This window comes from Chryseobacterium balustinum (assembly GCF_900168205.1).
Classification (GTDB): Bacteria; Bacteroidota; Bacteroidia; order Flavobacteriales; family Weeksellaceae; genus Chryseobacterium; species Chryseobacterium balustinum.
In genome coordinates this window covers 1-25,285 of sequence record NZ_FUZE01000014.1, presented here as the reverse complement: position 1 = coordinate 25,285, position 25,285 = coordinate 1, and the positions used below count along the sequence as shown (strand labels likewise).

26 protein-coding genes are annotated in these 25,285 nt (G+C 32.8%); 15 read left to right on the top strand and 11 right to left on the bottom strand.

Going from position 1 to position 25,285, the window contains the following annotated elements:
• Window positions 1-21: 21 nt before the first annotated feature.
• Together B5X64_RS14765 and B5X64_RS14760 are read right to left on the bottom strand one after the other, a co-directional pair.
• Window positions 22-2,271: a hypothetical protein gene (locus tag B5X64_RS14765; RefSeq protein WP_079465986.1), complete on the bottom strand. Its 2,250-nt coding sequence runs from the start codon at window positions 2,269-2,271 to the stop codon at window positions 22-24.
• A gap of 1 nt (window position 2,272) precedes the next feature.
• Complete coding sequence (locus B5X64_RS14760; RefSeq protein WP_079465985.1) at window positions 2,273-2,836, bottom strand: hypothetical protein; 564 nt, start codon at window positions 2,834-2,836, stop codon at window positions 2,273-2,275.
• A 1,023-nt stretch (window positions 2,837-3,859) separates the two neighbouring features.
• Between B5X64_RS14760 and B5X64_RS14750 the strand changes: the two genes are divergently transcribed.
• The 6 genes from B5X64_RS14750 (at window position 3,860) to B5X64_RS14725 (ending at window position 8,334) form a co-directional block, all read left to right on the top strand.
• Window positions 3,860-4,903, top strand: coding sequence for a serine hydrolase domain-containing protein (locus tag B5X64_RS14750; RefSeq protein WP_079465983.1), 1,044 nt, complete (start codon window positions 3,860-3,862; stop codon window positions 4,901-4,903).
• 163 nt (window positions 4,904-5,066) lie between these two features.
• Window positions 5,067-5,336 (top strand): serine hydrolase, encoded by a 270-nt coding sequence (locus B5X64_RS14745; RefSeq protein ID WP_164463428.1) that lies wholly within the window; start codon window positions 5,067-5,069, stop codon window positions 5,334-5,336.
• Window positions 5,337-5,494: 158 nt separating this feature from the next.
• Window positions 5,495-6,631, top strand: coding sequence for a hypothetical protein (locus B5X64_RS14740; RefSeq protein WP_079465981.1), 1,137 nt, complete (start codon window positions 5,495-5,497; stop codon window positions 6,629-6,631).
• Between the two features lie 90 nt (window positions 6,632-6,721).
• On the top strand, window positions 6,722-6,925 hold the full coding sequence (locus B5X64_RS14735; protein ID WP_079465980.1) for a helix-turn-helix domain-containing protein: 204 nt from the start codon (window positions 6,722-6,724) through the stop codon (window positions 6,923-6,925).
• Between the two features lie 171 nt (window positions 6,926-7,096).
• Window positions 7,097-7,777 (top strand): aspartate/glutamate racemase family protein, encoded by a 681-nt coding sequence (locus tag B5X64_RS14730; protein WP_079465979.1) that lies wholly within the window; start codon window positions 7,097-7,099, stop codon window positions 7,775-7,777.
• 164 nt (window positions 7,778-7,941) lie between these two features.
• Window positions 7,942-8,334 (top strand): VOC family protein, encoded by a 393-nt coding sequence (locus B5X64_RS14725; protein WP_079465978.1) that lies wholly within the window; start codon window positions 7,942-7,944, stop codon window positions 8,332-8,334.
• A gap of 127 nt (window positions 8,335-8,461) precedes the next feature.
• Here B5X64_RS14725 and B5X64_RS14720 read toward each other — a convergent pair whose 3' ends face one another.
• From B5X64_RS14720 to B5X64_RS14710, 3 genes are all read right to left on the bottom strand, one after another.
• Entirely contained in the window at window positions 8,462-8,779 is a 318-nt protein-coding gene (locus B5X64_RS14720) for a helix-turn-helix domain-containing protein (protein WP_338030745.1), read from the bottom strand.
• 386 nt (window positions 8,780-9,165) lie between these two features.
• Window positions 9,166-9,858 carry a LytR/AlgR family response regulator transcription factor gene (locus B5X64_RS14715; RefSeq protein ID WP_079465977.1) on the bottom strand — a complete coding sequence of 231 codons (693 nt, stop codon included), beginning with the start codon at window positions 9,856-9,858 and terminating at the stop codon, window positions 9,166-9,168.
• Window positions 9,855-10,661: a sensor histidine kinase gene (locus B5X64_RS14710; RefSeq protein ID WP_167370496.1), complete on the bottom strand. Its 807-nt coding sequence runs from the start codon at window positions 10,659-10,661 to the stop codon at window positions 9,855-9,857. Before B5X64_RS14710 ends, B5X64_RS14715 begins: the two co-directional genes overlap by 4 nt.
• A gap of 327 nt (window positions 10,662-10,988) precedes the next feature.
• On the opposite strand from B5X64_RS14710, the gene B5X64_RS14705 reads away from it, so the two are divergent.
• On the top strand, window positions 10,989-12,038 hold the full coding sequence (locus tag B5X64_RS14705; RefSeq protein ID WP_228418932.1) for a metallophosphoesterase: 1,050 nt from the start codon (window positions 10,989-10,991) through the stop codon (window positions 12,036-12,038).
• Between the two features lie 171 nt (window positions 12,039-12,209).
• Here B5X64_RS14705 and B5X64_RS14700 read toward each other — a convergent pair whose 3' ends face one another.
• The gene (locus tag B5X64_RS14700) at window positions 12,210-13,469 is read right to left on the bottom strand and encodes a S41 family peptidase (protein WP_079465976.1); all 1,260 of its coding nucleotides are present in this window, start codon (window positions 13,467-13,469) and stop codon (window positions 12,210-12,212) included.
• Window positions 13,470-13,791: 322 nt separating this feature from the next.
• Between B5X64_RS14700 and B5X64_RS14695 the strand changes: the two genes are divergently transcribed.
• On the top strand, window positions 13,792-14,802 hold the full coding sequence (locus B5X64_RS14695; RefSeq protein WP_228418930.1) for a sensor histidine kinase: 1,011 nt from the start codon (window positions 13,792-13,794) through the stop codon (window positions 14,800-14,802).
• Window positions 14,799-15,506: a LytR/AlgR family response regulator transcription factor gene (locus B5X64_RS14690; RefSeq protein ID WP_079465974.1), complete on the top strand. Its 708-nt coding sequence runs from the start codon at window positions 14,799-14,801 to the stop codon at window positions 15,504-15,506. The genes B5X64_RS14695 and B5X64_RS14690 overlap by 4 nt, the downstream gene beginning before the upstream one ends.
• A gap of 210 nt (window positions 15,507-15,716) precedes the next feature.
• On the opposite strand, the gene B5X64_RS14685 is transcribed toward B5X64_RS14690, so the two are convergent.
• Window positions 15,717-16,487, bottom strand: a complete 771-nt coding sequence (locus tag B5X64_RS14685; protein ID WP_079466035.1) for a 4-hydroxy-tetrahydrodipicolinate reductase — start codon at window positions 16,485-16,487, stop codon at window positions 15,717-15,719.
• Between the two features lie 347 nt (window positions 16,488-16,834).
• Between B5X64_RS14685 and B5X64_RS14680 the strand changes: the two genes are divergently transcribed.
• The 4 genes from B5X64_RS14680 to B5X64_RS14665 all read left to right on the top strand — a co-directional run bounded on the left by B5X64_RS14680 (window position 16,835) and on the right by B5X64_RS14665 (window position 20,259).
• Window positions 16,835-17,743 (top strand): universal stress protein, encoded by a 909-nt coding sequence (locus B5X64_RS14680; protein ID WP_079465973.1) that lies wholly within the window; start codon window positions 16,835-16,837, stop codon window positions 17,741-17,743.
• A gap of 10 nt (window positions 17,744-17,753) precedes the next feature.
• Entirely contained in the window at window positions 17,754-18,200 is a 447-nt protein-coding gene (locus B5X64_RS14675) for a GNAT family N-acetyltransferase (protein ID WP_079465972.1), read from the top strand.
• 1 nt (window position 18,201) lies between these two features.
• On the top strand, window positions 18,202-19,317 hold the full coding sequence (locus B5X64_RS14670; RefSeq protein WP_079465971.1) for an alanine racemase: 1,116 nt from the start codon (window positions 18,202-18,204) through the stop codon (window positions 19,315-19,317).
• Between the two features lie 90 nt (window positions 19,318-19,407).
• Entirely contained in the window at window positions 19,408-20,259 is an 852-nt protein-coding gene (locus tag B5X64_RS14665; protein ID WP_123920872.1) for a helix-turn-helix domain-containing protein, read from the top strand.
• Here B5X64_RS14665 and B5X64_RS14660 read toward each other — a convergent pair.
• Entirely contained in the window at window positions 20,213-20,632 is a 420-nt protein-coding gene (locus B5X64_RS14660; protein WP_079465969.1) for a hypothetical protein, read from the bottom strand. The two genes, B5X64_RS14665 and B5X64_RS14660, sit on opposite strands and share 47 nt — an antisense overlap.
• Before the next feature lie 965 nt (window positions 20,633-21,597).
• Between B5X64_RS14660 and B5X64_RS14655 the strand changes: the two genes are divergently transcribed.
• Both B5X64_RS14655 and B5X64_RS14650 read left to right on the top strand, forming a co-directional pair.
• The gene (locus tag B5X64_RS14655; RefSeq protein WP_079465968.1) at window positions 21,598-22,371 is read left to right on the top strand and encodes an SDR family NAD(P)-dependent oxidoreductase; all 774 of its coding nucleotides are present in this window, start codon (window positions 21,598-21,600) and stop codon (window positions 22,369-22,371) included.
• A 53-nt stretch (window positions 22,372-22,424) separates the two neighbouring features.
• Window positions 22,425-23,345 carry a helix-turn-helix domain-containing protein gene (locus B5X64_RS14650; protein WP_079465967.1) on the top strand — a complete coding sequence of 307 codons (921 nt, stop codon included), beginning with the start codon at window positions 22,425-22,427 and terminating at the stop codon, window positions 23,343-23,345.
• Between the two features lie 241 nt (window positions 23,346-23,586).
• On the opposite strand, the gene B5X64_RS14645 is transcribed toward B5X64_RS14650, so the two are convergent.
• The 3 genes from B5X64_RS14645 to B5X64_RS22835 all read right to left on the bottom strand — a co-directional run.
• Entirely contained in the window at window positions 23,587-24,063 is a 477-nt protein-coding gene (locus B5X64_RS14645; protein ID WP_139377611.1) for a hypothetical protein, read from the bottom strand.
• Entirely contained in the window at window positions 24,027-24,773 is a 747-nt protein-coding gene (locus tag B5X64_RS14640; RefSeq protein ID WP_123920874.1) for a hypothetical protein, read from the bottom strand. The genes B5X64_RS14645 and B5X64_RS14640 overlap by 37 nt, the downstream gene beginning before the upstream one ends.
• Window positions 24,774-25,010: 237 nt before the next feature.
• A partial coding sequence (locus B5X64_RS22835) for a hypothetical protein (RefSeq protein ID WP_167370495.1) occupies window positions 25,011-25,285 on the bottom strand: 275 nt, incomplete at its 5' end.

Sequence of the window (25,285 nt, the reverse complement as noted above, 5' to 3'; positions counted from 1 at the left end):
TCAGAATCCGCGGTTTTATAATTAAGATTTTATATTGAAAACAACACGAGGTTGTTTGTATAAATATTTGTTAGCTGTAGCGGCACTGTCTTCATTCTGAATTACAGTAATTGTTTTACCTTCATTGCCTTTATAATCCATACCAAAATGAGCATTTTCATTTTTTAGATACATTTCTATAGAAAAGAATGGTTTGTCTGTAATATATAAACGAAGTGTACTATTGATAGTGGTTACATAATGGAAATCATGAGATTCATCTAGTTCAACAATCAAATGAGGCCAGTTTTTGATGGTTTGAGATTGTAACAATATACCATAGTAACTATTGTTAGCATTAAAAACAAACCAAAACTCGTTTTTGATTACATCTAAGGCTTCTAATAGAATTTGAAGTTCATCTATATCTTTTCCAGAAACTTCTGCTTGAACAATTGCTATTTCACATTTTTTCTTAATTTCAGCTAACAGAGTAGCAGAATTATATTCTGATTTATTATCTGATAAATTATCCATAAGATTTTTTAAATCTTGTTTAATAGATGAGTTATTCTCTAATTTAAATTTTCCAAATTCATGAATTCGTTCGTTTCGTTTTTTATTTAAAACTAACTTTTCAAAATCTACAATACTTAAAGTAGGACCAGCGCTAAAAATTCCAAACAAGAAAGCTAGAATCCAAGAATTATCTATTTTAAAATACTGTATAGTCTCTTTCTTGTTTAAATCGGCATGAGGAAATAGGTAATTAATAGGAAAATTTCTAAATCTTACTAATTCTGTAATATAATCTAATAATAATTGAGGTATCTCTGGTGACTTAGAAATGAAATTTGGTAAGTGACTATATTTGTTTTGTTCTAATATTAAGTTATGTAATTCTAAATCATATTTCCATTTTTTCAACTCTTGTAATACTTTATTGTCATTCATTATTAGCAAGCGTCCTAATTGCCAAGCTGCCGAATAAGTCATGTCAAACATATTTGTATCTTCATTAAATAGTATCAAATAATCTGCATGATCAGGAACATCATCTATTGATTTATCTTTAAGAGTTTGTAAGATATTAAACGATGAATTCCTTTTTGTGAACGGACCTTGGTACCAAGAAATAATTTTCCCTCCTGCTTTTAATTGGTGTTCTAAAGGAATTTTAGCAGCATCCAATAATCTAGTAATGGGATCTTTATCAATTTTTAATTCGCTTGCACTTTCTTTTAGTGCTGGAGATTTAATAGAAGTTTTAAATGGTTGTAAATCTAGTTCATGTAAATAACCTTTTAAATTTTTACCGTTATATTCTAGATATTCTAAAATAAAACTATTATCAACTTGATCTTTCTCTAATTGCTCAAATTCCTTTATGTTATTTTTCTTATCCCACTTTTGCCAACGTAGATTTCTATCTTTTAAATATTGTTCATTTTTCTCTATTAATTCTTTGAGCTCTGCATTAGCATGTAATTTTATTTGTTCTAAAGAATCTATTTTAGAATCTTTGAGACCTTTTGCAAAAGAATCAAACTTAGGATGGGTCTTTAATTTATTTAAATCAATTTGATATAATTCGGCAGTAATACTTTCAAAAGACCATTCATGTAAAACTACACAAGTGGTTGAAATATGATTTAAATCCTGAATCATTTTATATTTCTCACCAAGCTTTTCCGCATAATAACATACAAATACTTTGTACTTTGTATTAGGTTCAACCATTCTATTAGCTATAAGAATGGAAGTTTCGGTTGGGAGATTTAAATCCTTAATCTCTGAATGTTTTTGTACACGTACATGAGCTATATTTCCTACTAAATCAATATCTGGATAAAAACTTGTTTTTTTAGTGCTAGATAAAATTTTTAAGGGCTTGGATTCATTTGGATTCTCTATTGATCCTAATAAATCATTTGTATTTAATTCTTTTATGAGAAATTCGCCATTAGAGATTTCCTCTTCTTTAAGTAACACTAAAAATAGATAAGGTAATCTCTTATTGTTACTCCTAACTTCATATTCCCAAGGAAATGTACTTCGTCTGAACTGAATATGCGGAAAGGTGCCTGCAAAATTCCCTTTATGTTCTTGAGGTGGATATACCGTTAAAACTTCATTTTGAGGAATAGTATGATTATACCCTTCAACATGAAAAACAACATCTTTTTTATTTGTAGTACAAACATTGTTATCAAATTCTACATTGATATGATATTGACCTGACGCTATTGTTGGAATATTTGAAGTTGCAATTCCAATTGATTTTGTTTCCATATTATATTGCTACTTCATATGTACCTAAATATGATTCCTTGTATTTATAAACATTGATATCACTCACTAAATCCGTAAAATCAATTTCTTCCTCGTTCAATATTCCAAAATCCAACATCGTAGTATTATTTAATTTTTTGTTTCTAATAAAATTTATATCAAGTGGTTTATTATCAAGCTGAATATCTTTTTCTAAAGAATCATACAACGAAACCTTTACTTCTTTAATCTCTGAAATAACTTTAGAAAATTCTAATCTTATTCCTTTAAAAACGTTGTTTAATAAATTATCGTTTGAAAGTGCCTCAGTTTCTGAAATACTATTTTTTGTATTCCATATTGATTTTGGAACTGATTTATAAATTGGAGATAACACAAAAGATTTAAAATCTACTGTCGCACCTTTAACCTCTAGGTTTAATTTATTTACAAGAGCGTCAGAATTATCAAACACCGGATATATAGGAGCTTTTTCTTTAAGTTCTTCCTTAGATAATTGAGCTCCTTTAATTTCTGTTATTGGAATTTCAGAATATACTTCTAGAGAGAATGTTTTAGGATTCACAACGATACATTCTGTACCATCTACGTTCTTTATTTTCTTAATTATTCCTGACGTTATATTGTACGGCGGAGACCTGTTTTTCCCGCACTTGCATTAAAACCCTGTGAATTGCAGCTTGAAGGAAACTTTGACTTTTCTTATCTTTTACTTGGTCATATCATCTGATAAATTGATTTATACTAACATCTGACGAATTGGTTTATATAAGAATCTGATTAATCGATTTATAAAAGAATCTGATCAATTGATTTATACCAACATCTGATGAGATGATTTATACTAAGAGAATAATAAGGATCAAAATTTCAATGAACTGCATTTGCATCTTGTGAGGTTTCTGACTTTTTCTATGCGGATTACCATTCAGGCAGGCACAAGGAAAACTGCAATCATTTCCTTAAAAACAATAAGAAAGAACATTGATGAAAGCTTGAAATATTTTTGCGGAGGGTTTGTAATCTCCGATTACGGATACCCAAAAAGATTTTTTTCCGCAGGGACAACGGAATATATTTGCTATAGAAAATCAGTGAGCCTCATAAAGAATTGTGGTAATTAATTATGATCTGCTTATGATACACTATTAGTAAAAAGGCTGATATGATTGCGATTACTTAATATGAAGGAAACCGTCCTAAATTGGGATTGTAAAATGATTTACTACCGCAAATATTATTTTTTAAAAAAAAATATACATAAGAAAGCACGAGGCATGTAAAGACATTATCATTCAATTTTTAAGTATGGATGTTCGAAATATTTTGTTTGCAAGAACCAGAAGTGCCTGAAAAAATTATTGGAAATTGTTTAATTAATTTTAATATAAACGCAAAACCTTTTAAATATTGATGTTAGATAAATGATATTGCAGAAGGCTGTTGAATGCTTCAATCGAACAATAATGCTAAATAAGGAAAACAAATAAATTAGATTATTTACTACTTTGTATTGCATAGTATTAATAGATAAACATATCTTTGCATAGAAGGTTATTTAATTTTCCAAAAGAATAAATATTTATATATGAAAAATTATAAAAAACTAATCCTAATTTTCACTGTATTCATACTTTCAGTGAATAATGTATTTGCTCAGACAAAAAAAATAAATCAGATTGATTCTCTGATGAAATGGTCTAATCAGGCTGGCTTTTTTAATGGGAATGTGCTCGTTTCAAAAAATAATAAAATAATTTATAGTGCTTCTTTCGGATTTGCTGATGCTGCAAAAACAGAAAAATTAACGATCGATTACAGATTCAATATTGGCTCTATTACTAAAGAATTCAGTGCCGTAGCATTAATGCAGATGCAGGAAAAAGGCAAATTGAAATTAGACGATAAGGTCTCTAAATTCATTCCCGAATTACCCAAATGGGCCAATGAGATTAGTATTGAAGATTTATTACGATATACAAGTGGAATCCCCAACGTTAACTGGAAAAAAATTAAGAATGACAAAGACCTTTTTGAAGGTTTAATGCTCATTGACTCACTTGATTTTAAATCTGGCACCCATTACGACTATAACAACAATAACATTTTTTTGAGGCAGTTTATTGTTGAAAGATTGACAGGTATGCCTTATAAAAAATACGCAGAAAAATATATCTTCAAACCTTGCAATATGAATTCGTCTATCCTGACTCCTTTTGAAAATGAAGACGATATTGCAAGGGGATTTAATAATACTTTGATTCAGGATAAAACTGATCTGCCGATAACTGGGGGAACTTATTTAACAACTTTAGATCTTTTGAAATGGGCAGATTGTCTTCATAAGAATAAAATAATCAGTGCAAAATCGGTTTATGAATTGGGACAGCAATTTGATTTGCCGGAAACTCAGTCAGCATTAGGACAGGCAAAATATTATGATAAAAAATTGAGAATACATCAACATGATGGAAGAGCCGGAAACTATGAAGCCATTTTAGTTTCAGACATTGAAGAAGAATTTACCATTATTCTGTTAGATAATAATTACAACGGAAAAGTTTTTGAAATATCAGATGCCATTACAGCAATACTGAAAGACCAGAAGTATAACTTTCCACAAAGAAATTAATTAAAAAGGATACTTCATAAGACCCTCTTATGCTTATCAATACAGGCCTTAATGATTATTTAAAATAATTGAATCAAAATTTTTGCACCCTCATTTTTTATCTTTGCCATTTTTAAATTTTAACAATAACCTTATATAACCTCAACTTAATATGATCCCTATTTTGAAAAAGTCATTAGCTGCAATTTTATTATTTTTCTGCAGCATTTCAGTTTTCTCACAAACAGACAGCATTAATGTATTTATCCAAAATCAAATGCAGAAACGTAAAATTCCGGGATTGGAATTGGCGATTGTGAGTCACGGAAAAATTATAAAAACAGGCTATTACGGATTGGCGAATATTCAGGATTCTATCGCTATAAGTAATAAATCTGTTTTTACCATAAATTCCATTATGGTTGTAAACTCTCATCCGCATTATCACTATTAACACTTGCAAAATAGAATTGAGCATTTGCGTTAATCTAAATTTGGTCAATATTTATGACAATTTGTTTAACCAGAAAAATAACGCTAATTTAGCCCGAAACCTCTTATAGCAAAGGGAAACGCTGTACGTTATTACAATAAAACTTCGATAACTATAAAATGAAAAAAATAACATTCTTACTTCTTACATTATTCATCACAAATTACAACTATGCTCAAAACACAGTACTTGACAGTTTAGTTCAAAAGAATGGTTTTCCTTTCCAAACTGATAAAAACATTTCATTTCAGGGAAAAGGATGGGATGTTTTGCTCAATGAAATAAAACAATCTAATTCTGTTTTGTTGGGAGAAACTCATTTTACAAACGAAATTCCTTATTTTACAAATGCTATTATCAATGAGGTTAAGTTTGACAACTATTTTCTTGAGGTTGATCCTTATTCAGTAGATATCATCGAAACAAAAGTTAAATCTCTGTCTCCTGAGCAGCTTAAGTCTTTTGTTAAAAAATACAGTACAAACTTTTCTTTTTTGGAGTATGAACCAGAATTTGATTTGTTTAAGAATTTAGTTAAAGGTAAGACCAAAATATATGGTGTCGAACAAATCAGCGTTTTTGCAGACCAGATGATCATTTCAGGTTTAAAGGAAACTTCGAAAAATAAAAAGGCGATTGAGGTCTATGAGCAAATGCTTCATAACTCCAAACTAGCTGCGTCTAAAGATGGTATGGAAAAATACTACCTATTATCTGAAGACTGCCTTCAAAAAATAGATTCGTTGTTGAAGTTAAAACTTTCTGACAAAGAGCGAAAACAAATTGAAGACTTAAAGTTAAGCAGAGAGATCTATGTAAAAAGAAGTCATCCGTTAAGGATTCAATTGCTGAAAAATATATTGCTAACGCAACTGCCCGATTGGAAAAACAAGAAAAATCTTTTCAAATTTGGTGCAGTGCATCTACCAAAAGGAGAAACCATCTTAACAAAAACCGATATTTATGATATTGGCAATTTAATATCGAATATCGAAGAGGCAAATCATAGGAAATCCTTACATATAATGCTCATTGGAAAAGGAGAAGACGAAAATGATGACACTAGTTTTAAATCTTTTCAAAATGTGATGAAAGAGGAACAATGGTACTGTTTTGATTTGAGACCTTTAAAGAAATCTATTTTACAAAACAAGCTAAAAATAGATGATGTATACTTATCGAGAGTTATAAAAGGTTATGATTATCTTATTTATATTCCTAAAGTAACTAAAAGTAAAGAAATCTCGATAGAATAACAATGTACATCATTGCTTGGACAAAAAGCAGCGATCCTACGCCAGTGTAAATTGAACTTGAGAGAACATAATTATTTTTAAATTTACTGAATGGAAAAATTAGATATCCTTATACTAAAATACTTGTCACAAGGTCTAAAAATCGGTGAAATTTCTAAGCAACTTGAAGACGACGAATCAATCATTGCTAGTAAAAGCAGCATTGAAAAAAGGCTGACAACCATAAGAAAAACATTCGGTGCTAAAACCCTTTTCCACCTCGCCGTTATAGCAAAAGAGAGAAAATTGATTTAGTAAACCAAGATTGACTTTTTAATGATTCTTGCGTTATCGTAAACGACGAGCAGGCTGACATTATAATGAAAAGGATTCTGGAAAATTAATTGCTGACACAGCACTAGAATTAACGCATATATTTATATCATCTGTAATCTCAATGATATATCAAACCACAACAAACAATAAATGAAGAAAATTGGATTAGTTGGAGGAATAAGCTGGACATCGACATTAGATTATTACAAATTTATAAACGAGGGAGTCAATGCAAAATTAGGTGGATTAAATTTTGCCGAGTGTATGATCTACTCACTGAACTTTGGAGACATCTACATTCAAAGTTGGGACAATTCATATGATCTGCTGCTCAATGCCTGTGAAAATTTAAAGAAAAGCGGAGCAGACGGAATTGCACTGTGTGCAAACACTGCGCATCTTTATGCTGACAGACTTCAGCAAGAAGTTAATTTGCCAGTGATCCACATTGTTACAGAAACAGCCAAAACAATCAACAAAAATGGATTTAAGAAGATTGGACTCTTAGGTACAAAGTTTACCATGGAGATGGACTTTTACAGAAACAAATTTGAATCATTTGGACTTGAGGTTTTAAGCCCTGAACAGTCGGAAATCAGGGAATACATCCAATACACATTAAGAGAAGAATTGGGCATTGGATTTATTAACCCTGAAACAAAAGAAAAGTATAAAGAAATTGTAAAAGATCTGATATACAGAGGAGCAGAATGTATTGTGCTGGGCTGTACAGAAATACCGATGCTGGTAAGCCAGGACGATTTTGAAATTCCTGTGTTTGACACTACAAAAATCCATTCACAAGCTATTGTAGAGTTCATAACTTCTTAATAAACATACGAGTTTTGCCAAAAAAGCAGATTATGTGTAATAAACTGAATACTTGGGAATCTTATTTTGCTTGTAAAAGTAGACCTCCGAAATGTTATCCTACTACCCTGTTACCAAAAAACTCACACATGAAATAATAATTAACAAAACAGACAATTAATTAGATGATAAAATTTGCTTATACCATCCTATACGTACAAGACGTAAAAAAATCAATAGAATTTTACGAAAACGCATTTGGATTTACAAGAAAATTTGTAACGCCTGACAATGACTATGGCGAACTTTTGGTTGGAGAGACAACGCTTTCGTTTGCTTCGATGACGTTAGCCAAATCAAATTTAAAGGAAGGCTTTACAGAAAGTAATTTGACAGCTAAACCATTTGGAATTGAAATTGGTTTCACCACAGACAATGTAGAAGAAACATTTTTGACAGCTGTAAATGCAGGAGCAACAATTGTTGAACATCCTACAACAAAACCGTGGGGACAAATTGTAGCCTATGTCCGTGACATTGACGGATTTCTCATTGAGATATGCACGCCAATGGGCTAACAGAATACTTCAGACGATAAGTTTCTTTACTCAACAATTTGATAAAATTTGAAAGTGAAGAATAGTAAATAATTTGTTAACTTTTTAGTTAAACGTCTTTCTGTACTCCAAAGGTGAAACATTGGTCTTAAATCTTGAAAAGTTTGCTGAACGATTGTGAATGTTCAAAGCCCAGTTCGTAAGCAATTTCCGAAACGGAAAGACTCGTCGTCGATAATTTTTCTTTCGCTTTTTCTATAACTGCATTCTGAATGTATTGTTGGGTGTTTAACCCTGTCAATGAACTTAACATATCGCTCAAATAGCGTTGTGATAGCTTTAATTCCGTACTGATATATTTCACGGAGGGTAAACCGTTTTTCAGACTGTTTTCTTCTTCAAAATAGTTGTTTAAAAGGTTATCCATAGAAGTGATGATATCGTGATTGATTGCTTTCCTCGTCAAAAATTGTCTGTTGTAAAAACGATTGCTGTAATTTAATAACAATTCTATCTGTGATACCAGAACATCCTGACTGAAATGTATTTATGAGAAAAATTTCCAATACAATTATATAATTTTGGATTGATTTTAGTAAATCTAATTATAACTTAAATATCATTTAATACCTTTAAAATATTATCTATATCTGCCAATAAATGGTTTGAATAGAGTCCTGTCAAGTCACTTAATGAGACAACTATTTATTAGTTGTCTCTTTTTTTATAGATATAAAAAATTAGTATTTTTTCTCTTTTGGTTTATTATAACTTTTTGATACTAAAATATAGGAATTCCAATAATAATTATTACCTTACTTGGTTTTGTTGACCTTAAATTGGCTAGATAAACTACTTTAACAATTTCACAATATTCATCTTATAAAGTTTGCCAATAGGAATTTGGTAATTCGAAATAAATATAATGTTTCCTTCAACACTATTAATCTGCTTCGGAGCAACTGCAAAAGATTTATGAACTTGCACAAAATCATTTTTGGGCAATTGTTCTAAAAAAGTAGAAAATTTTTCACGAATGGTAATTGTTTCGGTCGTGGTTACTATTTTGATGTAGTTTCCTGTTGCTTCGATGTATAAAATATTTTCTGTTTCCAGTTGAATGTGTTTTTTATTGCTTTGGACAAAAATGCGGTTAGAAGCCTCACTTTTTTCATTAGTTACAACCTTTTGATCAACAGAACCTATCGCTTTATTTACAGCTTTTAAAAATCGTTCAAAACCAAAAGGTTTGAGCAAATAATCTGAAATATTGTGTTCGTATCCTTCCAAAGCAAATTCGTTGTAAGCAGTTGTTACAATTACTTTTGGTAGATTTTGCAATGTTTTCAGAAATTCAAAACCTTTCAAAACAGGCATGTTCAAATCTAAAAAAATTAAATCTACTTTGTTTTTACTCAGATAATCAAATGCTTCCAAAGCATCATAACAGTTTTTCATCAACTGCATATTCGGCAATAAATCGCAATATCCTTTAATGATGTCGTGGGCAATAGGTTCGTCATCGATAATTAAATAGCTTATCATAATTGTTTCAGAATTAGTTGGGCTTGATATACATTTTCTGTTTCCGAAAAAGTCAATTCGTGCTGATTAGGGTAAATTAATTCTAATCTTCTTTTCAGATTTTTCAAGCCAATTCCGTATTGATTTTCAGTTTTTTCAAAATTGTTTTCAATCGAAAAAAAGATTTCGTTTTTAGAAGTGGCCAAACTTATTTTTATATATGCATTCTCTCTCAAATTTTCAACTCCGTGTTTGAAGGCATTTTCTAAAAGGATGATAAACAACAAGGGAGCAACTTTTAGATTTTTATCAATATTACAATGAAAATCAACGCTTATCAGTTTATGGTAACGCATTTTGTGGAGTTCGACATAGTTTTTCAAAAAATCAATTTCTTCCTGAATCTTTACTGTTTCTTTTTCGCCTTCATAAATGCTATAACGCATCATATCTGAAAGTTTCAATATCAATCCTTGTGCTTTTTGAGGGTCTTTTGCTACCAAACCATACAAATTGTTGAGCATGTTGAAAAAGAAATGCGGACTGACCTGGCTTTTTAAAAGCATTAATTCGGCTTTGGTTTTTTCATTTTTCAGTTTGGAAATAAAAATAATCTGACGAACTAGCCAAAAAACACCCAAACCAAATAGAAACAAGTAATAAAAAACAACAAGAAATACGACATTTGGATGGTAATTTCCTAAAAACATAACGGATTTATCTCCCTTAAAAATCACTTCATAAACCGTGATTATTACAGGAACAATTGCCATTAATAAAAGCGCAATCACAATCCATTTATTATTTTTTTTCAGAATCATCATACTGCAATATTACAACTATAAATTGCCCACCGCAATAACGTTGACAAACAACCCTTACAGCGTTTTGAATCTATGAAAATGAGTGATAAAAGCAATTTGAGTTGATGCAAATACTGTTTGTCCAATTGCAGAAGTCTTTTGTCACAAAGGTTTTGAAAACGAAATCAGCTATTTTAGGTTTGCTGAAATTAAAATTAAAGAAAATGAAAAAACGAATTTTTAGATATTTAAAACATATTGTAATTACCTTTCTGATATTTGGTGTTTTAGCAATCTCATTTTGGGTTGTATCACGATGCAAGTTTTCGGTATGCAGAAAATCCTGAAATGATGAATTGGGATAAAGATGGCCCATATATTTTTGATAAAAATGAAAGCGTTGTAACTGTAAATTACGTTAGAGGAAATCAAGATGACGGATTTTATTTAGACCAGAAAGATTATCCTTTGGATTCAAAAATTCCTGTGTCTTGTTATTTCCCATTAGATTCTACCCGTTTTGAATTTACCATCAACAACAAAATCGAAATTCCGAAAAACACTTACGACGACAACGCTAAAATTTTAGCTATTTCTGATATTGAAAGCGGTTTTAAAACCTTTCGAGATTTTTTGATTACCAATAAAGTCGTTGACAATAAGCTAAATTGGACATTCGGAAATGGGCATCTTGTTTTGCTCGGAGATTTTGTGGACAGGGATTTTTCAACCACGCAAGTCCTTTGGTTTATTTACAAATTGGAACAAGAAGCAAAAGAAAAAGGCGGAAATGTTCATTACATTTTGGGAAACCACGAATTGAAAAATATGCAGGGAAATTTTGAAAATACTTCGCTCAAATATTATCACGTTGCTTCTATTTTAAAAAAGCAACAAACCGAATTGTATAGTACCAATTCATTTCTTGGAAGATGGATGTCGAGCAAAAATTCAATTGAAAAAATCAACGAAATTCTCTTTGCCCACGGTGGAATACATCCAGATTTAGCAGGTTACAAAACAAATTTGGACGAAATCAATCAAATTATTCGTAGCAATTATTATAAACCTTACTATCCGAATCCGCAGAAAAATTTGGAGCAATTGTTAATTTCTTCTCACAAAGGAATTGCATGGTACAGAGGTTATTTTAAAGATAATTTGACCCAGGAAGAAGTAGAACGAGGATTAAATAAATTCAGTGCAAAATCAATCGTTGTTGGGCATACACTACAATCAAAAGTCAATAGAAAATACAAAGAAAAAGTAATAGGAATTGATGTAAAACACCCAAAAGATTACTCTAAAAGTATTCCCAACCAAAAATCAGAAGGTCTGTTGATTGAAGGAAATAAATATTACAGAGTTTTGCATAATGGAGAAAAGAAAGAGATATAGAATGAACCTCTTTATATTAAATCTCCAAAAAGCCCTATTCAATCTAATTGTGCTTGCATTGCAGGTGTTTTTTTGCTCTTGGCATTGATTTATCTTAGACCAGTTAAACCTTAAAATGAGTTTCCGTTGCATTCGTAGCACGCAACGCAAACTAAACTACTACCCATTTTTTTATTTAATGGTTTCTAATTTCTGAATCATTGCTTTTGCCGATTCTGAATTTGGGTCTAACGCTAAAGCTTTCTGATATGATTTTAATGCATTTTCTTTATCGCCGTTTATGAAATATGCTTCACCCAGACTATCCCAATTGTTTGCATTATTTGGAGATAATTTTGCGTTTTCCTGAAATACTATTATCGCATTATCAACGGATTTTTCTTTCAAAAAGGCGTAACCAATTTTGTTTAAAATAGCCTCTATATTTTTTATGTTAGTTTTATTAATCGCATCAATGTATGCATATACAAAAGCTTCATTCTCATTTGTATTAATATTTGGGTGTACACCTTTTCCTTCCCAGTTTGTTTTTGTAATTGGATGAATGGATTGGATGTAAGGCACTGATATTGTAAATTCCTCGTTTATATTAATTCGTTTTGTTCTATTAGCACCGCCCTTAGTAACTTCACCTACTACAATAGCTTTATTTAGATTTTTTAAAGTGTAAGCAAAGGCTTCTGCTGCAGAAAATGTTTGCTTGCTCGTTAAAATGTAAATTGGTTTGTTCGAGCTTCGTTTTCCATTCACATTTGCAAGCGAATACAATTGGGTTTTTGTGTCTGTTTTTCGTTCATAGAAATCACTTAATAAAACAGGTGTTTCATCAAAGAAATAGCTTGATAATAATTGCATCATACTTGGAACACCTCCTCCATTTGTGCGTAAATCAATAATAATTGCTTTGGTATTGCTTAGAAAGTTCATCGTAGCTGTTGCGGTTTCTTCAGCATATTTTACATCTGAAAACATTCGTAAATTTAAGTAACCTATATTTCCGTCCAATATTTTTGCTTCTGTAAATCCGTAATTAATTTCGGCCATTTGCATACCCATTTTTTTCTCTGCTTCCAATTTCTTTTCTTCCGAAACAACAAGCTTTCCTTGGGCAATACGCTCTGGTTCAAATTGAACTTTAAGGTGTAAATCCTTACTCACACTTTGCAAATCTTCGGTTAGTTTTTTAGAAAATTCAGCTGGACTGGTGATTTTGTCATACGTTTTAGATTTCAAATTCTTATCCAGCTCAGTTATCATTTTTTTGGATAAATCTAAATCGATATAGGATTCCGCAAGATGCGTTTTTATTGAAGTTATAATCTCCCTTTTTTCTTTTGTTTGCAATGAGTTTTTCTCTTGTGCTTTTGCATTCTGTAGGTTTTGTAGGATTAATAATAGCATTAATAGCATCGTTTTAAAATAGACTTTCATAATATTCTAATGTTTAAATTTTGAGCAAACATATAAGTAAACGAAAACGCTTTAAAATATTAATCATAAACATGTTCGCAATCACCACAGACAATTGATTGGTGTACACAAATCAAATTGATGCAGAAAGAAATATTGTTTGTGCTACTTTTGAGTAAGTTGGTGCCTATTGCTGTTGAAAAAGGTCAATTATCGCTAATTTTGACTTATGATTGCATTTCTCAAAAAATACAAAGCCTTCTTATACGGATTGCTAATTCATCGGGTATTAGTCATTATTTTATTGTATTTTGATTTTATTTATATTGACAATTCAGCTGTATTGGCAAATACGTTGAGCTTTATTTTTAGCTGGATGCTAATCTCTCTGCCCATTCATTATTTTTCGTTTTTAAAACAGCATAAAACAATTAGTCTAAAGTTAATTGTATTGATTTTTATTTTTTTAGCTATAATTATCAATGATATAAATTCCAAAATAGCCGACAATCCTCTAACCTTTGCGGGATTAATAAGTATTGGGCTCTATTTTTTTTCCATTATAGCACCTTCCTATTTTAAGAAATACGCATTGATTATCATTGGGTTTTACATTTTAGCTTTTGGGTATTTCTATTACATCAGAGTTTATATTGATGATGTAAATCGCTACCTCCAGCAAGAAAAAGAAATTAAAATCATCTTGACCGTTCCTTTTTTTGTTTTGCTGCTAATGTGGTTCTATCAGCAATGGAAATGGTTAAAAACTCTCGAAGCAAAAAAATCAAAAGCAGAATTGTCTTTATTGAAAAGCCAGATTAATCCACACTTTTTTTTCAATACCTTAAATAATCTGTATGGTTTAATAATCGAAAAATCAGATGACGCACCAAATGTTGTTTTAAAATTATCTGACATCATGCGTTATACCATTTATATGGGAAAAGAAGATTTGGTGCCATTAAAGGATGAAATAGAATATCTAAAGAACTACATTGAATTACATAAAATACGGTATCAAAAAACAGTTGATATTGTTTTTAATCATTCTCAGGATACCGATTATCAAATTGCTCCATTACTATTCATTATTCCTTTAGAAAACGCATTTAAACACGGCGTGGAAAGTTTGACAGAAGATGCTTTTATCCATATTAATATGAGAAGTATGAACGACATTATTCATTTTGACATAGAAAATAATTTTGAAGAACGAGAAGCCAATACGACAGTTGGTATTGGAATAGATAATTTAAAACAACGTTTAAAGTTATTATATCCCAATAAACACCAAATTCAAATTGAGGTTAAGGATGATATATATAAATTTACGCTTAAAATAGAAACAGTATGATTTACTATTTAATCATTGATGACGAGCCAATAGCACATCGTATTATTGAAAACTATTGTGAGAATTTACCACATCTGCAAAAGAAAGGAAATTGCTATAATGCCTTTGAAGCGATGCAGTTTTTAAATGAAAATGCGGTAGATTTGTTGTTTTTGGATATTAACATGCCCAAACTATCTGGTTTCGATTTTTTAAAAACACTACTCAATCCACCTAAAATAATTGTGACCACAGCCTACAAAGAATTTGCTTTAGAAGGTTATGAACTCAATATTTCTGATTATTTATTGAAACCATTTAGTTTTGAACGATTTGTAAAAGCGATTAACAAAACTATTTCTACTCTTCAAAATAAGAAAGATATACCGGCCTTATCAACTACTGAAACCAAAGCAGATGCCGGTAGTATTTTCTTAAAAGGCGATAAAAAGCATCATCAAATTCATTTTGAAGATGTATTATTTATTGAAGCTTATGGACATTTTATCAAAGTTTATTTAAAGAATGATATGATTGTTAGCCCTCAAAAAATTTCAGATTTTGAAAAGTTGCTTCCTAAATTAGAGTTTATAAGAACTCATAAATCCTTTATAGTTGCTAAAAATAAGATTAAACAAATTGAAGGAAACAGGATATTAGTTGATATGCACAAAATACCAATCGGACAAACTTATAAAGATAACATCAATAAACTGCTAAGTTGAATCTTCAATCCCGAAACGGACAGTGCAAGACTCCAATTTGTGATGATCTACTCTGGAAAGAAAGTGAATGAATTACAGCTTAAAAGCTGGCTTGAAAAAAGGCTAAATGAGAAAAATGTCAAACTTTTAAACAATTCTGAAAACTAGATTGAAATATAGTTCAAAAATGCCATTCCAAAATTTGAATGGCATTTTTTCAATTGATATATTTTAAGATAACATATCTGGAGTCTGAGCGAAAAAGTAAGGTCGCAGGATGTCTTCAAAATTATACAATCCCTTCAGTTTGCCTTTAAGGTTCTCAGCGACAAACAATGCACCACTTCCAAATGCTTCCCGTGATATGGATTCGTGGACAAGCCGAACGGTCTGGTAGGGAAACCCAAAGATAACTTCGTGTTTTCCAACGATACCGCCAGCCCTGACAGAGTTGATGCTTTCTGTCTCTATATCCAAAGTTTCCGCAATTTTCATTGCTGTTCCAGACACGCCGGATTTGGCTTTGAAGTGTTCTTCGACCACTTCAATATCAACACTAGGCGCTATATTTTTTAACAGCGATGCCGCAAACAACAGGTAGTTGACGCCTAGCGTAATATTCGGTGACCAAAAAACCACAGTGTCCCTTGCAAATTCTTTCAGAACTTTGATCTCATTTTCTCCGTAATGCGAAATGGCTGAGATGATCTTGATCTTTTTACGGGCTGCGAACTTGCCATAAAGATGAATGCTTTCTTCATTGGAAAAATCAATAACAAAGTCTACAGGATGATCCTCAAGTAATGTTTCAATGTCCGTGCTGCTTTGAGAATAGATCATTGCATCATCAGATGCTGAGATCCCAAGAATATCTTTTGCAGAAAGCTTATTCAGCGTATCAGTTTTCTTCAGAACCCACTCCAATGAAAAATCCTTGTGCTGAAGAATAACATTTGCTACCGCTTTACCTGCCTTCCCAAATCCTAATAATCCTATTTTCATAATTACAATTTTTATATTTTTAATTGATGATTTCGAATAATTGACCGTAGTAAGATACAAAAAAATTGAAAGACCGTTTTTTACCATACTTTTAGGATACAGATCTTATTGATTTCGCAGATATAGAGATGCCTATGCCTTATCATTTTGGTATATATGTAATAACAAAGTGTGAATTATAATTAAGATCATAACGCAATAGAAAGCGATCAAAATTAGTTTTCAGTTATACTCATTCTTAAAAGCTTGCCTATAAATTATACCACTTTCACAGCATTTTCTAACATACATTACTATAAACGTTAGCGAACTTTGCAAATCAATATACTTATGTAATACCATTTCAAATGCAAAATTCGATCAATACAATTCTTTTAACCACCGACTTCACAGAAAAATCGCAGAATGCATTGTTGATGGCATTGAATATCGCGTCAAGGCATCACTCACGTCTTATTGTACTGCACAATATTGATAATTTTTTTGTGATCGACAAGACCGGAAAACAATTATTAGGTGCCGACATTGTAAAAGGCGATGTACAAAGAGCCGAAAATGCCTTGCGTCAAATGGAAATATCTCTTAAGACTAAGTATCCAACATTAATCATTGAAACCATCCTTAAAAATGACAGTCTTATACATGGCATTAATGAAGTGATCGAAGATCAGGATGTAGACTTGGTGGTCTGTGCTACCTCTGGAAAACAAAACTTTGTTCAGGTTATTGTTGGTTCATTGTCTTACGAGATCCTGACAGGTTCAAACACTTCCGTACTTTTAGTTCCGGAAAATTGCAAAAAATATAAATTTGAAAAAATACTTGTTCCTGTACGGGTACTGGACGATCTTTCAGATAAGATAGATCTTTCGGTAACCATTGCCGAAAAGAATAAAGGCGTCATTAATCTTTTAGGAATCAGCGATCAGGAAGACGTCAGTAAAATTAAAAGTGCCTATCTGGAAGTAAAGAGAACACTTGAAGAAAGTTCACAGGAATACAGATCTCAGTTTGTTATGACCGACGAAAAGGCAATACAGATCTCAGAACATTCCAAGGATGACGAAGCAGACATTATCATTCTCAATTACCGGGATGAAAACAGCTGGAAATCATTTTTCCTAGAAAATTTCTTCAAAAAAATAATCAGCAACACGGAAATTCCTTTATTTTTTCTAAAGAATAAATATGAAAAGAAGCAAAGTTTGTCAAATGCCAATGCCGGTTATGATATCACGCTTCCGCATCCGGGATAAAATCAATTTTATGATCACAATACAAAAATATTCAGAAAAAGATAAAATAGCAGAAAATCAGAAAGAAGACATTGTAAAATTTCTCTTTGAACATCTTGAACAATATGGCGATCCACAAGGCGACATTGCTGCCGCAGTCAACTATTCCTTAGGCCATCAAAACAAACCTGGCGGAACCATTGTCACAGCAACAGATCAAAACAGTCAAAGTCTTGTGGGAGCAGTCGTCTTGAACAAAACCGGAATGGGCGGTTATATCCCTGAAAACATACTTGTCTATATCGCAACCGATAAGAAAGTACGCGGACAGGGAATTGGCAAACTTCTCATGCAAAACGCCATTGGCTCTTGTGAGGGGGACATCGCACTCCATTGTGAACCGGAAAATCCCGCCATGCAGCTTTACAAAAAGCTGGGTTTTACCAGCAAGTACCTTGAAATGCGATTAAAAAAATAAAATGTCATACATCACTCTAAATTCAAATAAACTAAAATATAATTACCATTATCTGGATCAGCTTTTCGCAGGACACAACATTGAATGGGCGGTAGTGGCCAAACTATTGTGTGGAAACGAGAAATTTCTGGAATGTCTGCTGGAATTTTCTGATAAGGAAATATGTGACTCAAGACTGACGAACCTGAAGCACATCAAAAAAATATCACCCAAAACACAAACTGTCTATATAAAACCGCCAGCCAAACGATTGGCAAAAAGCATTGTAAAATATGCCGACGTCAGTTTCAACAGTGAAATTGAAACCGTCAAAGCACTTTCGAAAGAGGCCGTGCTGCAAAACAAGATTCACAAGATTGTCATCATGGTAGAGATGGGAGAATTGCGGGAAGGTATTATGGTCAGGGATCTCTCCCGTTTTTTTGGTAAAGTGAGAAAATTCCCAAACATCGATGTTGTCGGGGTCGGAACCAATCTTAATTGCCTGAATGGTATTTTACCGGATGAGAAAAAATTGATAAAACTCCATAGTTTTAAAGAGATCATCGAAGAATCACATCAAACAAAAATACCTTTCATCTCTGCAGGATCATCGGTCACCATTCCTTTGATATTTCAGAATAAGATCCATTCCGGAATCAATCATTTCAGAATTGGAGAGTCTTTATTTTTCGGAACAGATGTCTACAACGACTCCACTATCAGCGGGATGTACCAGGATGTTTTCAAACTCACCGCCGAGATCATAGAAATTGCACAAAAGCCAATGGTACCTGCAGGTAATGCCGGAACAAACCTTACCGGCGAAACACCGCAACATGATTTATCAAAAAAAGGAAAAACATCTGTAAGAGCTATTGTTGACGTGGGTGTGCTGGATATTGACCACAAACAGATTGAGCCAATTACACAGGATGTAGAGATCATAGGTGCAAGTTCGGATATGATGATCCTGGATCTCTCGGATAATCAAAACAATTTAAAAGTCGGTGACAATGTAGACTTTAGCATGAGCTATCTGGCTGTTTTGCGTGCGATGAATTCCGAATATGTAGATAAGTTGATTGATCACGAAATCCAACCTGCAGAGTTTAAAATTTTGGAAAACACAAATTAACTTTTATTTACTTTTGCTAAAAATCGCAATTGAATTAATATCCATATATTTGATTATAAATAGAAGAATCTGATTCCAAACATACTTTCTTTGACATTAGGCAGGCTCGACCTACGTTCAGCCACGAGGAATGAATTTCTGATGATGCCTTTTTCTGCTTTTAATAGTAAATTAAAGTCAGGATTGCATTATAAAAATAAATTTTATGCGGTCTTGCTTTTCGAAAATGCAGATGGCTCGATAATCATCGATGATCGGGAATTTGAGTTAAAATCACAAACTTTTTTTTTCATTAACTATAATCAGGTCTACTACTTCAAAGACCACGAATCTAATGAAGGTGAAGTCATTTTATTTACCAAATCATTTTACAACCACGTCTATACAGGTAATAAAATGATTAAAAGCGACACTGCACTTCATAACGTTTCCCCATTTATTTCATTAAAATCTGAAAACTTGTCAGATATTAAGCAGACATTTAAGGAACTTAGAAGTGAATATCAATCTCACCGGCAATCCAGAAAAGAAATACTATGCCTGCTTCTGAAAGTTTTTGTGCTGAAGTATATTAGAAATTCATCCAAAAAAGACCTTATCAACCGTTCTGTAGATCACAAGAAGAAATTGGTAGATGATTTTAATGATCTTGTAAACCTGCATTATAAGGAATTGAAAACCACTTCAAAATATGCTGAGAAATTAAATATAAATTCCAGCTATCTTAATACATTGGTAAAAGAAATCCTTGATATAACAGCGGGGCAGGTCATCAAAAACCGAATTATTCTGGAAGCAGAAAGATTATTGCTTCACACCTCACTGTCAATCATCGAGATTTCGTATGAATTGGGCTTCAATGATAATTCTCATTTCGGAAAATATTTTAAATCTGTCAGGGGTATATCTCCCAATAATTTCCGGATAGTTCAATTAAAATAACAGATCCTGAATTATATTGCATCCTATGTTTGTTTCTAAGAATGTAATTTTTCGTTATCAAACCGAACCTTATATCTACACTTTCTTCGTCTTCATAATCTTTTGGAATAATACTTTTGTCCCATGCGTAATCATCAACATCGGACAAGCTAGCAATATATTCAACCTTATCTCTTAAATTCTGTAAGCCAGACTTTGTCATTGGAAAGTTCATCACAAAACTATCACCATTAAAAAGCCATGAATAATAAAATTGGTCTTTAGCATCAAAAATATTTATTATATCATATGCATAATAATCTTTTGTGAGAGGTATTTGTGCAGAATAAAATACGGATATAGTAAGTCCGAGGGTTATTAGAGCTTTTTTCATGATGTATTCTATTAGTTTTCACTAAATTAAGAATATTCTACTTAAATAAAAAAAATATTTATAGCTAAATTTTAACAGTGGAAATGTTTAAATATAACCCTCATAATTATAATGGTCTTTTGGGATTAACATTAAGTTTAAATTTCTTATTTAATTAGCAAATCTTAAATTAACAATTTAATCAGCCAAGCGAAGAAAAGTAGTTTGAGCAACCGAAAAGTGATAATTAGAATGATATTTCTACGTTACTACTATGACATCAAATTCAACGGTGAATAATCTAGCAATCTTTTTTCAAAGTATAATATAGCCTAGAATCGGGTAATGTTTTAGAAATATGGTTGTTTCAAATTCCGCAAAAATGCAATTCCTCCTTTTGGTCGGAAACACATTTTTGCCACCTCCGAATTTCCAAGCTCTCTCAAAAATAAATTTTCAACCAAAAAAAACTCCCAAGCCCACAAACTCAGGAGGTTTCCAAACCAACCATAAACCTAATCCCTTACTAAATATCCAAAACCTTATTATCTTAACAGATTCGAACTCCATATATTTATGTCATAACTTCATTTATCCTTACCATCAAACTTCTAAAACCAATGTCCTCAAGATTTACTCGGCCAATATTCAATCCCAACCATCACTCCCTTTCATATCAACAATCGCAGGCGTCAAATTTCCTGAAGGATGATTATGAGCTGCAATAGTCCGTAAGCATTACAAAGAAGGCCTGCCTGCATCACAATCCTAACATCAATCAGGATAGATGAAATTCCGGATTCAGATATTTCAGATAATTGATTCAATAATTAAAAAGAAGATAACACTGAATGTTCAATAGCTTTAATCAATTAAATTAGTTAATGTTGATAATATTCAATCCGGCTTCAACTAGTCTCGATTGAGATACATCAATTATTCTCTTAATGCTCAACTTTGCTTCATCACTTTAAAACATTAAAATAATGCAGAACAAAGAAAACAAAGTTGCTCTGGTATCAGGTGCCAATACCGGTGTGGGATTTCAGATTGCCAAAACCCTTCTCGAGAATGGTTACACCGTATATGTAGGTTCTCGTGACCTTAAAAAAGGCGAGTCTGCTGTTAGAGAACTGGGAGGATCGGCAAAAGCTATTCAGCTGGATATTACAGATTCAGAATCTATCGATGCAACAGTAGAGATTATAGAAAAAGAATACGGATACATGACCTTATTGGTTAACAATGCTGCAGTTTCTCATGCAGGTGAATCAGGTCGTACAATGGAGGAAGTATTAGGAGCTCAGCGTGCAAGTATAGCACCGATAAGTGAGCTAAAAACGGTTTGGGATACGAATGTGTTCGGAACATTAGCCTTGACGCAGGCATTCTTACCTCTGTTGCATAAAGCCAATAGTGCTAGGATTGTGACCGTTTCCAGTGCTTTGGGATCCCTTGGTATTAATGCTAATACGGAAAACCCTTATCGCTCAAATTTTGATGCAGTCTATGGCGCTTCGAAAACAGCTCTTAATGGAATTTTCCTTTCGCTGGCTATAGAATTGGAGAATACCAACATCAAAGTTCATTTGGTAAGTCCAGGATTTACGGCTACAGCGCTCAATAATTTTCAGGGAACGGATTCTGTAGAAGAAGGCTCAAAAGAACCGATCAGGGTTGCTTTAGCTGAAGGTCTTCCGACAGGAAGCTTCACAGGTCCCGCCGATTTTAGCGGGAAGGACAATATTCTTCCTTGGTAGTTTTAACATAAAACCTATGATCTTTGGTCATAGGTTTTTTATACATTTATAGCATGAAATCTAATGACGATAAACTGGTACGCTTCATCTCGATATCGGAGAGCCATCAGGCTTTCGGACTGCCTGCACCCCAGCATCCGCTGATCAGTCTTGTCCATTTTAATAAGGATAATCCTTTTAATACGGCAATGGCTCCGATCTATGATATTCTGAGTTTTTATAAGATCACGTTCATCACAAGAAATAAAGGAAGATTGAAATACGGTCGGAATTACTATGATTACGATGAAGGTAGTATGCTGTTCCTTGCACCTGACCAGCTGGTAGGAAGCACCGACTACAACAGTGAGACCTATTGTTATATTTTACTGATTCATCCTGATTTTCTGCTGGGTCATCCTATCGCACGGAAAATAAAGCAATACAGCTACTTTTCTTATGCTTCCAACGAGGCGCTGCATCTTTCGGATAGCGAAAAGGAGATCATCCTGTCAGTTTATCGAATCATGGAGCAGGAACTGAACAGCCGTGTGGATGAGTTCAGCCAAGAGATATTGCTTGCTCAGCTTGAGCTGCTGCTTAGTTATGTGAATAGATTTTATAAAAGGCAGTTTATCACCAGAAAAGTGGTTAACAACGATATACTCCAAAAGACAGAGAGTATCCTTGAGGATTATCTAAATAATCAGCTATCATTGCAGCAGGGTCTTCCGACCGTGCAATATGTGGCAGATCAGCTTAAAATCTCATCCGGATATCTGAGCGACCTGCTGCGCTCATTAATTGGACAGAATGCCCAGCAGTACATCCGGGGTAAAGTCATCGAAAAAGCAAAAGAGCGACTGACTAATACCAATCTAACAGTAGCTGAGATAGCCTATGAATTGGGATTTGAGCATCCACAGTCTTTCAGCAAGATGTTTAGGCTAAGGACGGGGCTCTCTCCACTGGAATTTCGTAATTCATTTGACTGATATATATTTTAAAGTCCCTACTTTTTAGTAGTATCCCGAACTTGTTTTCCGATTAAAACTTCATCAGATAGCTTCTTATCTGGCAATTACTCCTACACAGCTGAGCAGAATAAGAGCTGAACTTTAATTATTCTTTGAGTATACGTAAGGAATTATCAGAAAGAAAAATTCTCGCCGTCAAGCTTTAAGCAGAACATTCATTTTTAATAATTTAAGCTTATGGAAAAATATTACTAAGAGATCAAAAAACCTTTGCCAAAACAAATCCGATGAACAATGCCAGTATAAATGCAAGGATGATCTTTATGTAATCAGTTTTGCTGCTTTGCAATTCCTGACTCAGTCTGATATTATCCTGATTCAATGTTTCCAGGCGAACCTTCATAGAGGCTGTCTTTTCATTGATGGCAGACTGCATATTCTTTTCATGCAAGGCTGCGATCTCTTTTTTGTAGCTATCCATTTCTTCCTTTCTCTGCTTCTCCTGTTCGGTGAAGTTCTTCTGTGTGTCCTGAAGCTGTTTGACTGAAGATTCCTGAAGTTTCTGGAATTCTTCGTTTCTCTTAGATAGTTGTTCAGTTAAAGTTTTAACCTGTTCAGAAAACTGCTTGGAAACATCTTTCTTGACCTCATCGATTAAAAGGGCTCTTGAATTGGAACGTTCGTGAGAAAGTTTTTCTGCTATGGCATGCAATCCCGCACCATAATCGTAAGGCAAATGAAAACGTTTGTCTGCCAACTTATCCAGCAATGTTTCATCGACTGTATGACCAATGCTGTAATGGTTACTGTATTAAGTTCAATGAACAACTCTGAGAGCTGAATATTATTAAACGTTTCCATACTTTGGCGATCACCTCCGCCCCTTACCAATGCTACTATATCATAGTCCAAAGCTGAAATATCCTTCAGTTTGGATATAATTGCCGTTGAGGAGGTAATATTACAGCTGTAGTCATCAATTTCAAAATACTGTCCAGAAACATCAAGTCCCTCAGAAAAATCCTTTTGAACAATGGCATTATTACCATAAATATTGGCGATCCTGATCTTTTCACCTTTCAGCATCTTATCTCTGATGAGGGTTTCAAGATCCCTTGATCCTGCCTCCAGCTTTTTCTGGATCAGCTCATACCTTTGCAGTTCTTCTTCAGAGATCGATCTTTCTTCCTGCTGGATAATTTCATCCACTACAAATCGTAATTCAATAGATGAATTCTTGACGTTCTTTTCAATATACCCTCTGAGCGTGTAGATCTCATTGTTGGTGATCTTGCTTCTTAATAAAGAAGAGATGCGTATTCCAATGGAAATGTTATCACCTTCTGAAAACAGAAGGTCATAAAAATAATTACCGTAAGCTTTACCGCCACCAAAAGAATATCTACCCTTCAGATAGATAAGATTGACTGTAGCGTTCAGCTTCAAAGCATTGCTAAAGATTCCTATGACGGATCCCGGCGAATAGACCGGATAACTGACCTCGTTGCTTTCCATGTATTCTTTGTCGTTTTAAAAACAAGTCTTGTCACAAAGATATTGTTAATTGAAAGAAAATAAAACTGCTACTCTAAAAGGTATAATATAAATGTATTTTTTAGCATCCATATTTGTTTATACAGTAGGAAAAACATTGAAAATCAATCGACATTTTTCTTAACAAAGTTAAGAGTTGGGATCCTTAAGAAGTTGAAAATGAAGAAGTGCCGAATATTGAATCTTGAGGTCCGGTCGAAAGATTTGTACTCCTGTAAGAAAATGACGGTAAAGTTCAAACCTGTTTTTGATCACATAATATTCCCTTTGAAAATTCACAGTATGCATTTTACTCTCGCCATAGCCATCGTTTTTATAAACGGTCAATCTCGTTAAATTATATTTGATGTTTAAGACCAAGCCAATATCAGAGTCAAATTGTTCTTTTGAAGAATATAATTCTG

What these genes read in the sequence shown, in the direction of transcription:
- B5X64_RS14725 (WP_079465978.1), top strand. Translation starts at nt 7,942, where the DNA reads ATGATAAAATTTGCTTATACCATCCTATACGTACAAGACGTAAAAAAA.
- B5X64_RS14660 (WP_079465969.1), bottom strand. Translation starts at nt 20,632, where the DNA reads ATGAAAAAAGCTCTAATAACCCTCGGACTTACTATATCCGTATTTTAT.
- B5X64_RS14650 (WP_079465967.1), top strand. Translation starts at nt 22,425, where the DNA reads ATGAAATCTAATGACGATAAACTGGTACGCTTCATCTCGATATCGGAG.
- B5X64_RS14675 (WP_079465972.1), top strand. Translation starts at nt 17,754, where the DNA reads ATGATCACAATACAAAAATATTCAGAAAAAGATAAAATAGCAGAAAAT.
- B5X64_RS14765 (WP_079465986.1), bottom strand. Translation starts at nt 2,271, where the DNA reads ATGGAAACAAAATCAATTGGAATTGCAACTTCAAATATTCCAACAATA.
- B5X64_RS14710 (WP_167370496.1), bottom strand. Translation starts at nt 10,661, where the DNA reads ATGATGATTCTGAAAAAAAATAATAAATGGATTGTGATTGCGCTTTTA.
- B5X64_RS14680 (WP_079465973.1), top strand. Translation starts at nt 16,835, where the DNA reads ATGCAAAATTCGATCAATACAATTCTTTTAACCACCGACTTCACAGAA.
- B5X64_RS14670 (WP_079465971.1), top strand. Translation starts at nt 18,202, where the DNA reads ATGTCATACATCACTCTAAATTCAAATAAACTAAAATATAATTACCAT.
- B5X64_RS14700 (WP_079465976.1), bottom strand. Translation starts at nt 13,469, where the DNA reads ATGAAAGTCTATTTTAAAACGATGCTATTAATGCTATTATTAATCCTA.
- B5X64_RS14730 (WP_079465979.1), top strand. Translation starts at nt 7,097, where the DNA reads ATGAAGAAAATTGGATTAGTTGGAGGAATAAGCTGGACATCGACATTA.
- B5X64_RS14690 (WP_079465974.1), top strand. Translation starts at nt 14,799, where the DNA reads ATGATTTACTATTTAATCATTGATGACGAGCCAATAGCACATCGTATT.
- B5X64_RS14715 (WP_079465977.1), bottom strand. Translation starts at nt 9,858, where the DNA reads ATGATAAGCTATTTAATTATCGATGACGAACCTATTGCCCACGACATC.
- B5X64_RS14705 (WP_228418932.1), top strand. Translation starts at nt 10,989, where the DNA reads ATGATGAATTGGGATAAAGATGGCCCATATATTTTTGATAAAAATGAA.
- B5X64_RS14740 (WP_079465981.1), top strand. Translation starts at nt 5,495, where the DNA reads ATGAAAAAAATAACATTCTTACTTCTTACATTATTCATCACAAATTAC.
- B5X64_RS14750 (WP_079465983.1), top strand. Translation starts at nt 3,860, where the DNA reads ATGAAAAATTATAAAAAACTAATCCTAATTTTCACTGTATTCATACTT.
- B5X64_RS14655 (WP_079465968.1), top strand. Translation starts at nt 21,598, where the DNA reads ATGCAGAACAAAGAAAACAAAGTTGCTCTGGTATCAGGTGCCAATACC.
- B5X64_RS14685 (WP_079466035.1), bottom strand. Translation starts at nt 16,487, where the DNA reads ATGAAAATAGGATTATTAGGATTTGGGAAGGCAGGTAAAGCGGTAGCA.
- B5X64_RS14735 (WP_079465980.1), top strand. Translation starts at nt 6,722, where the DNA reads ATGGAAAAATTAGATATCCTTATACTAAAATACTTGTCACAAGGTCTA.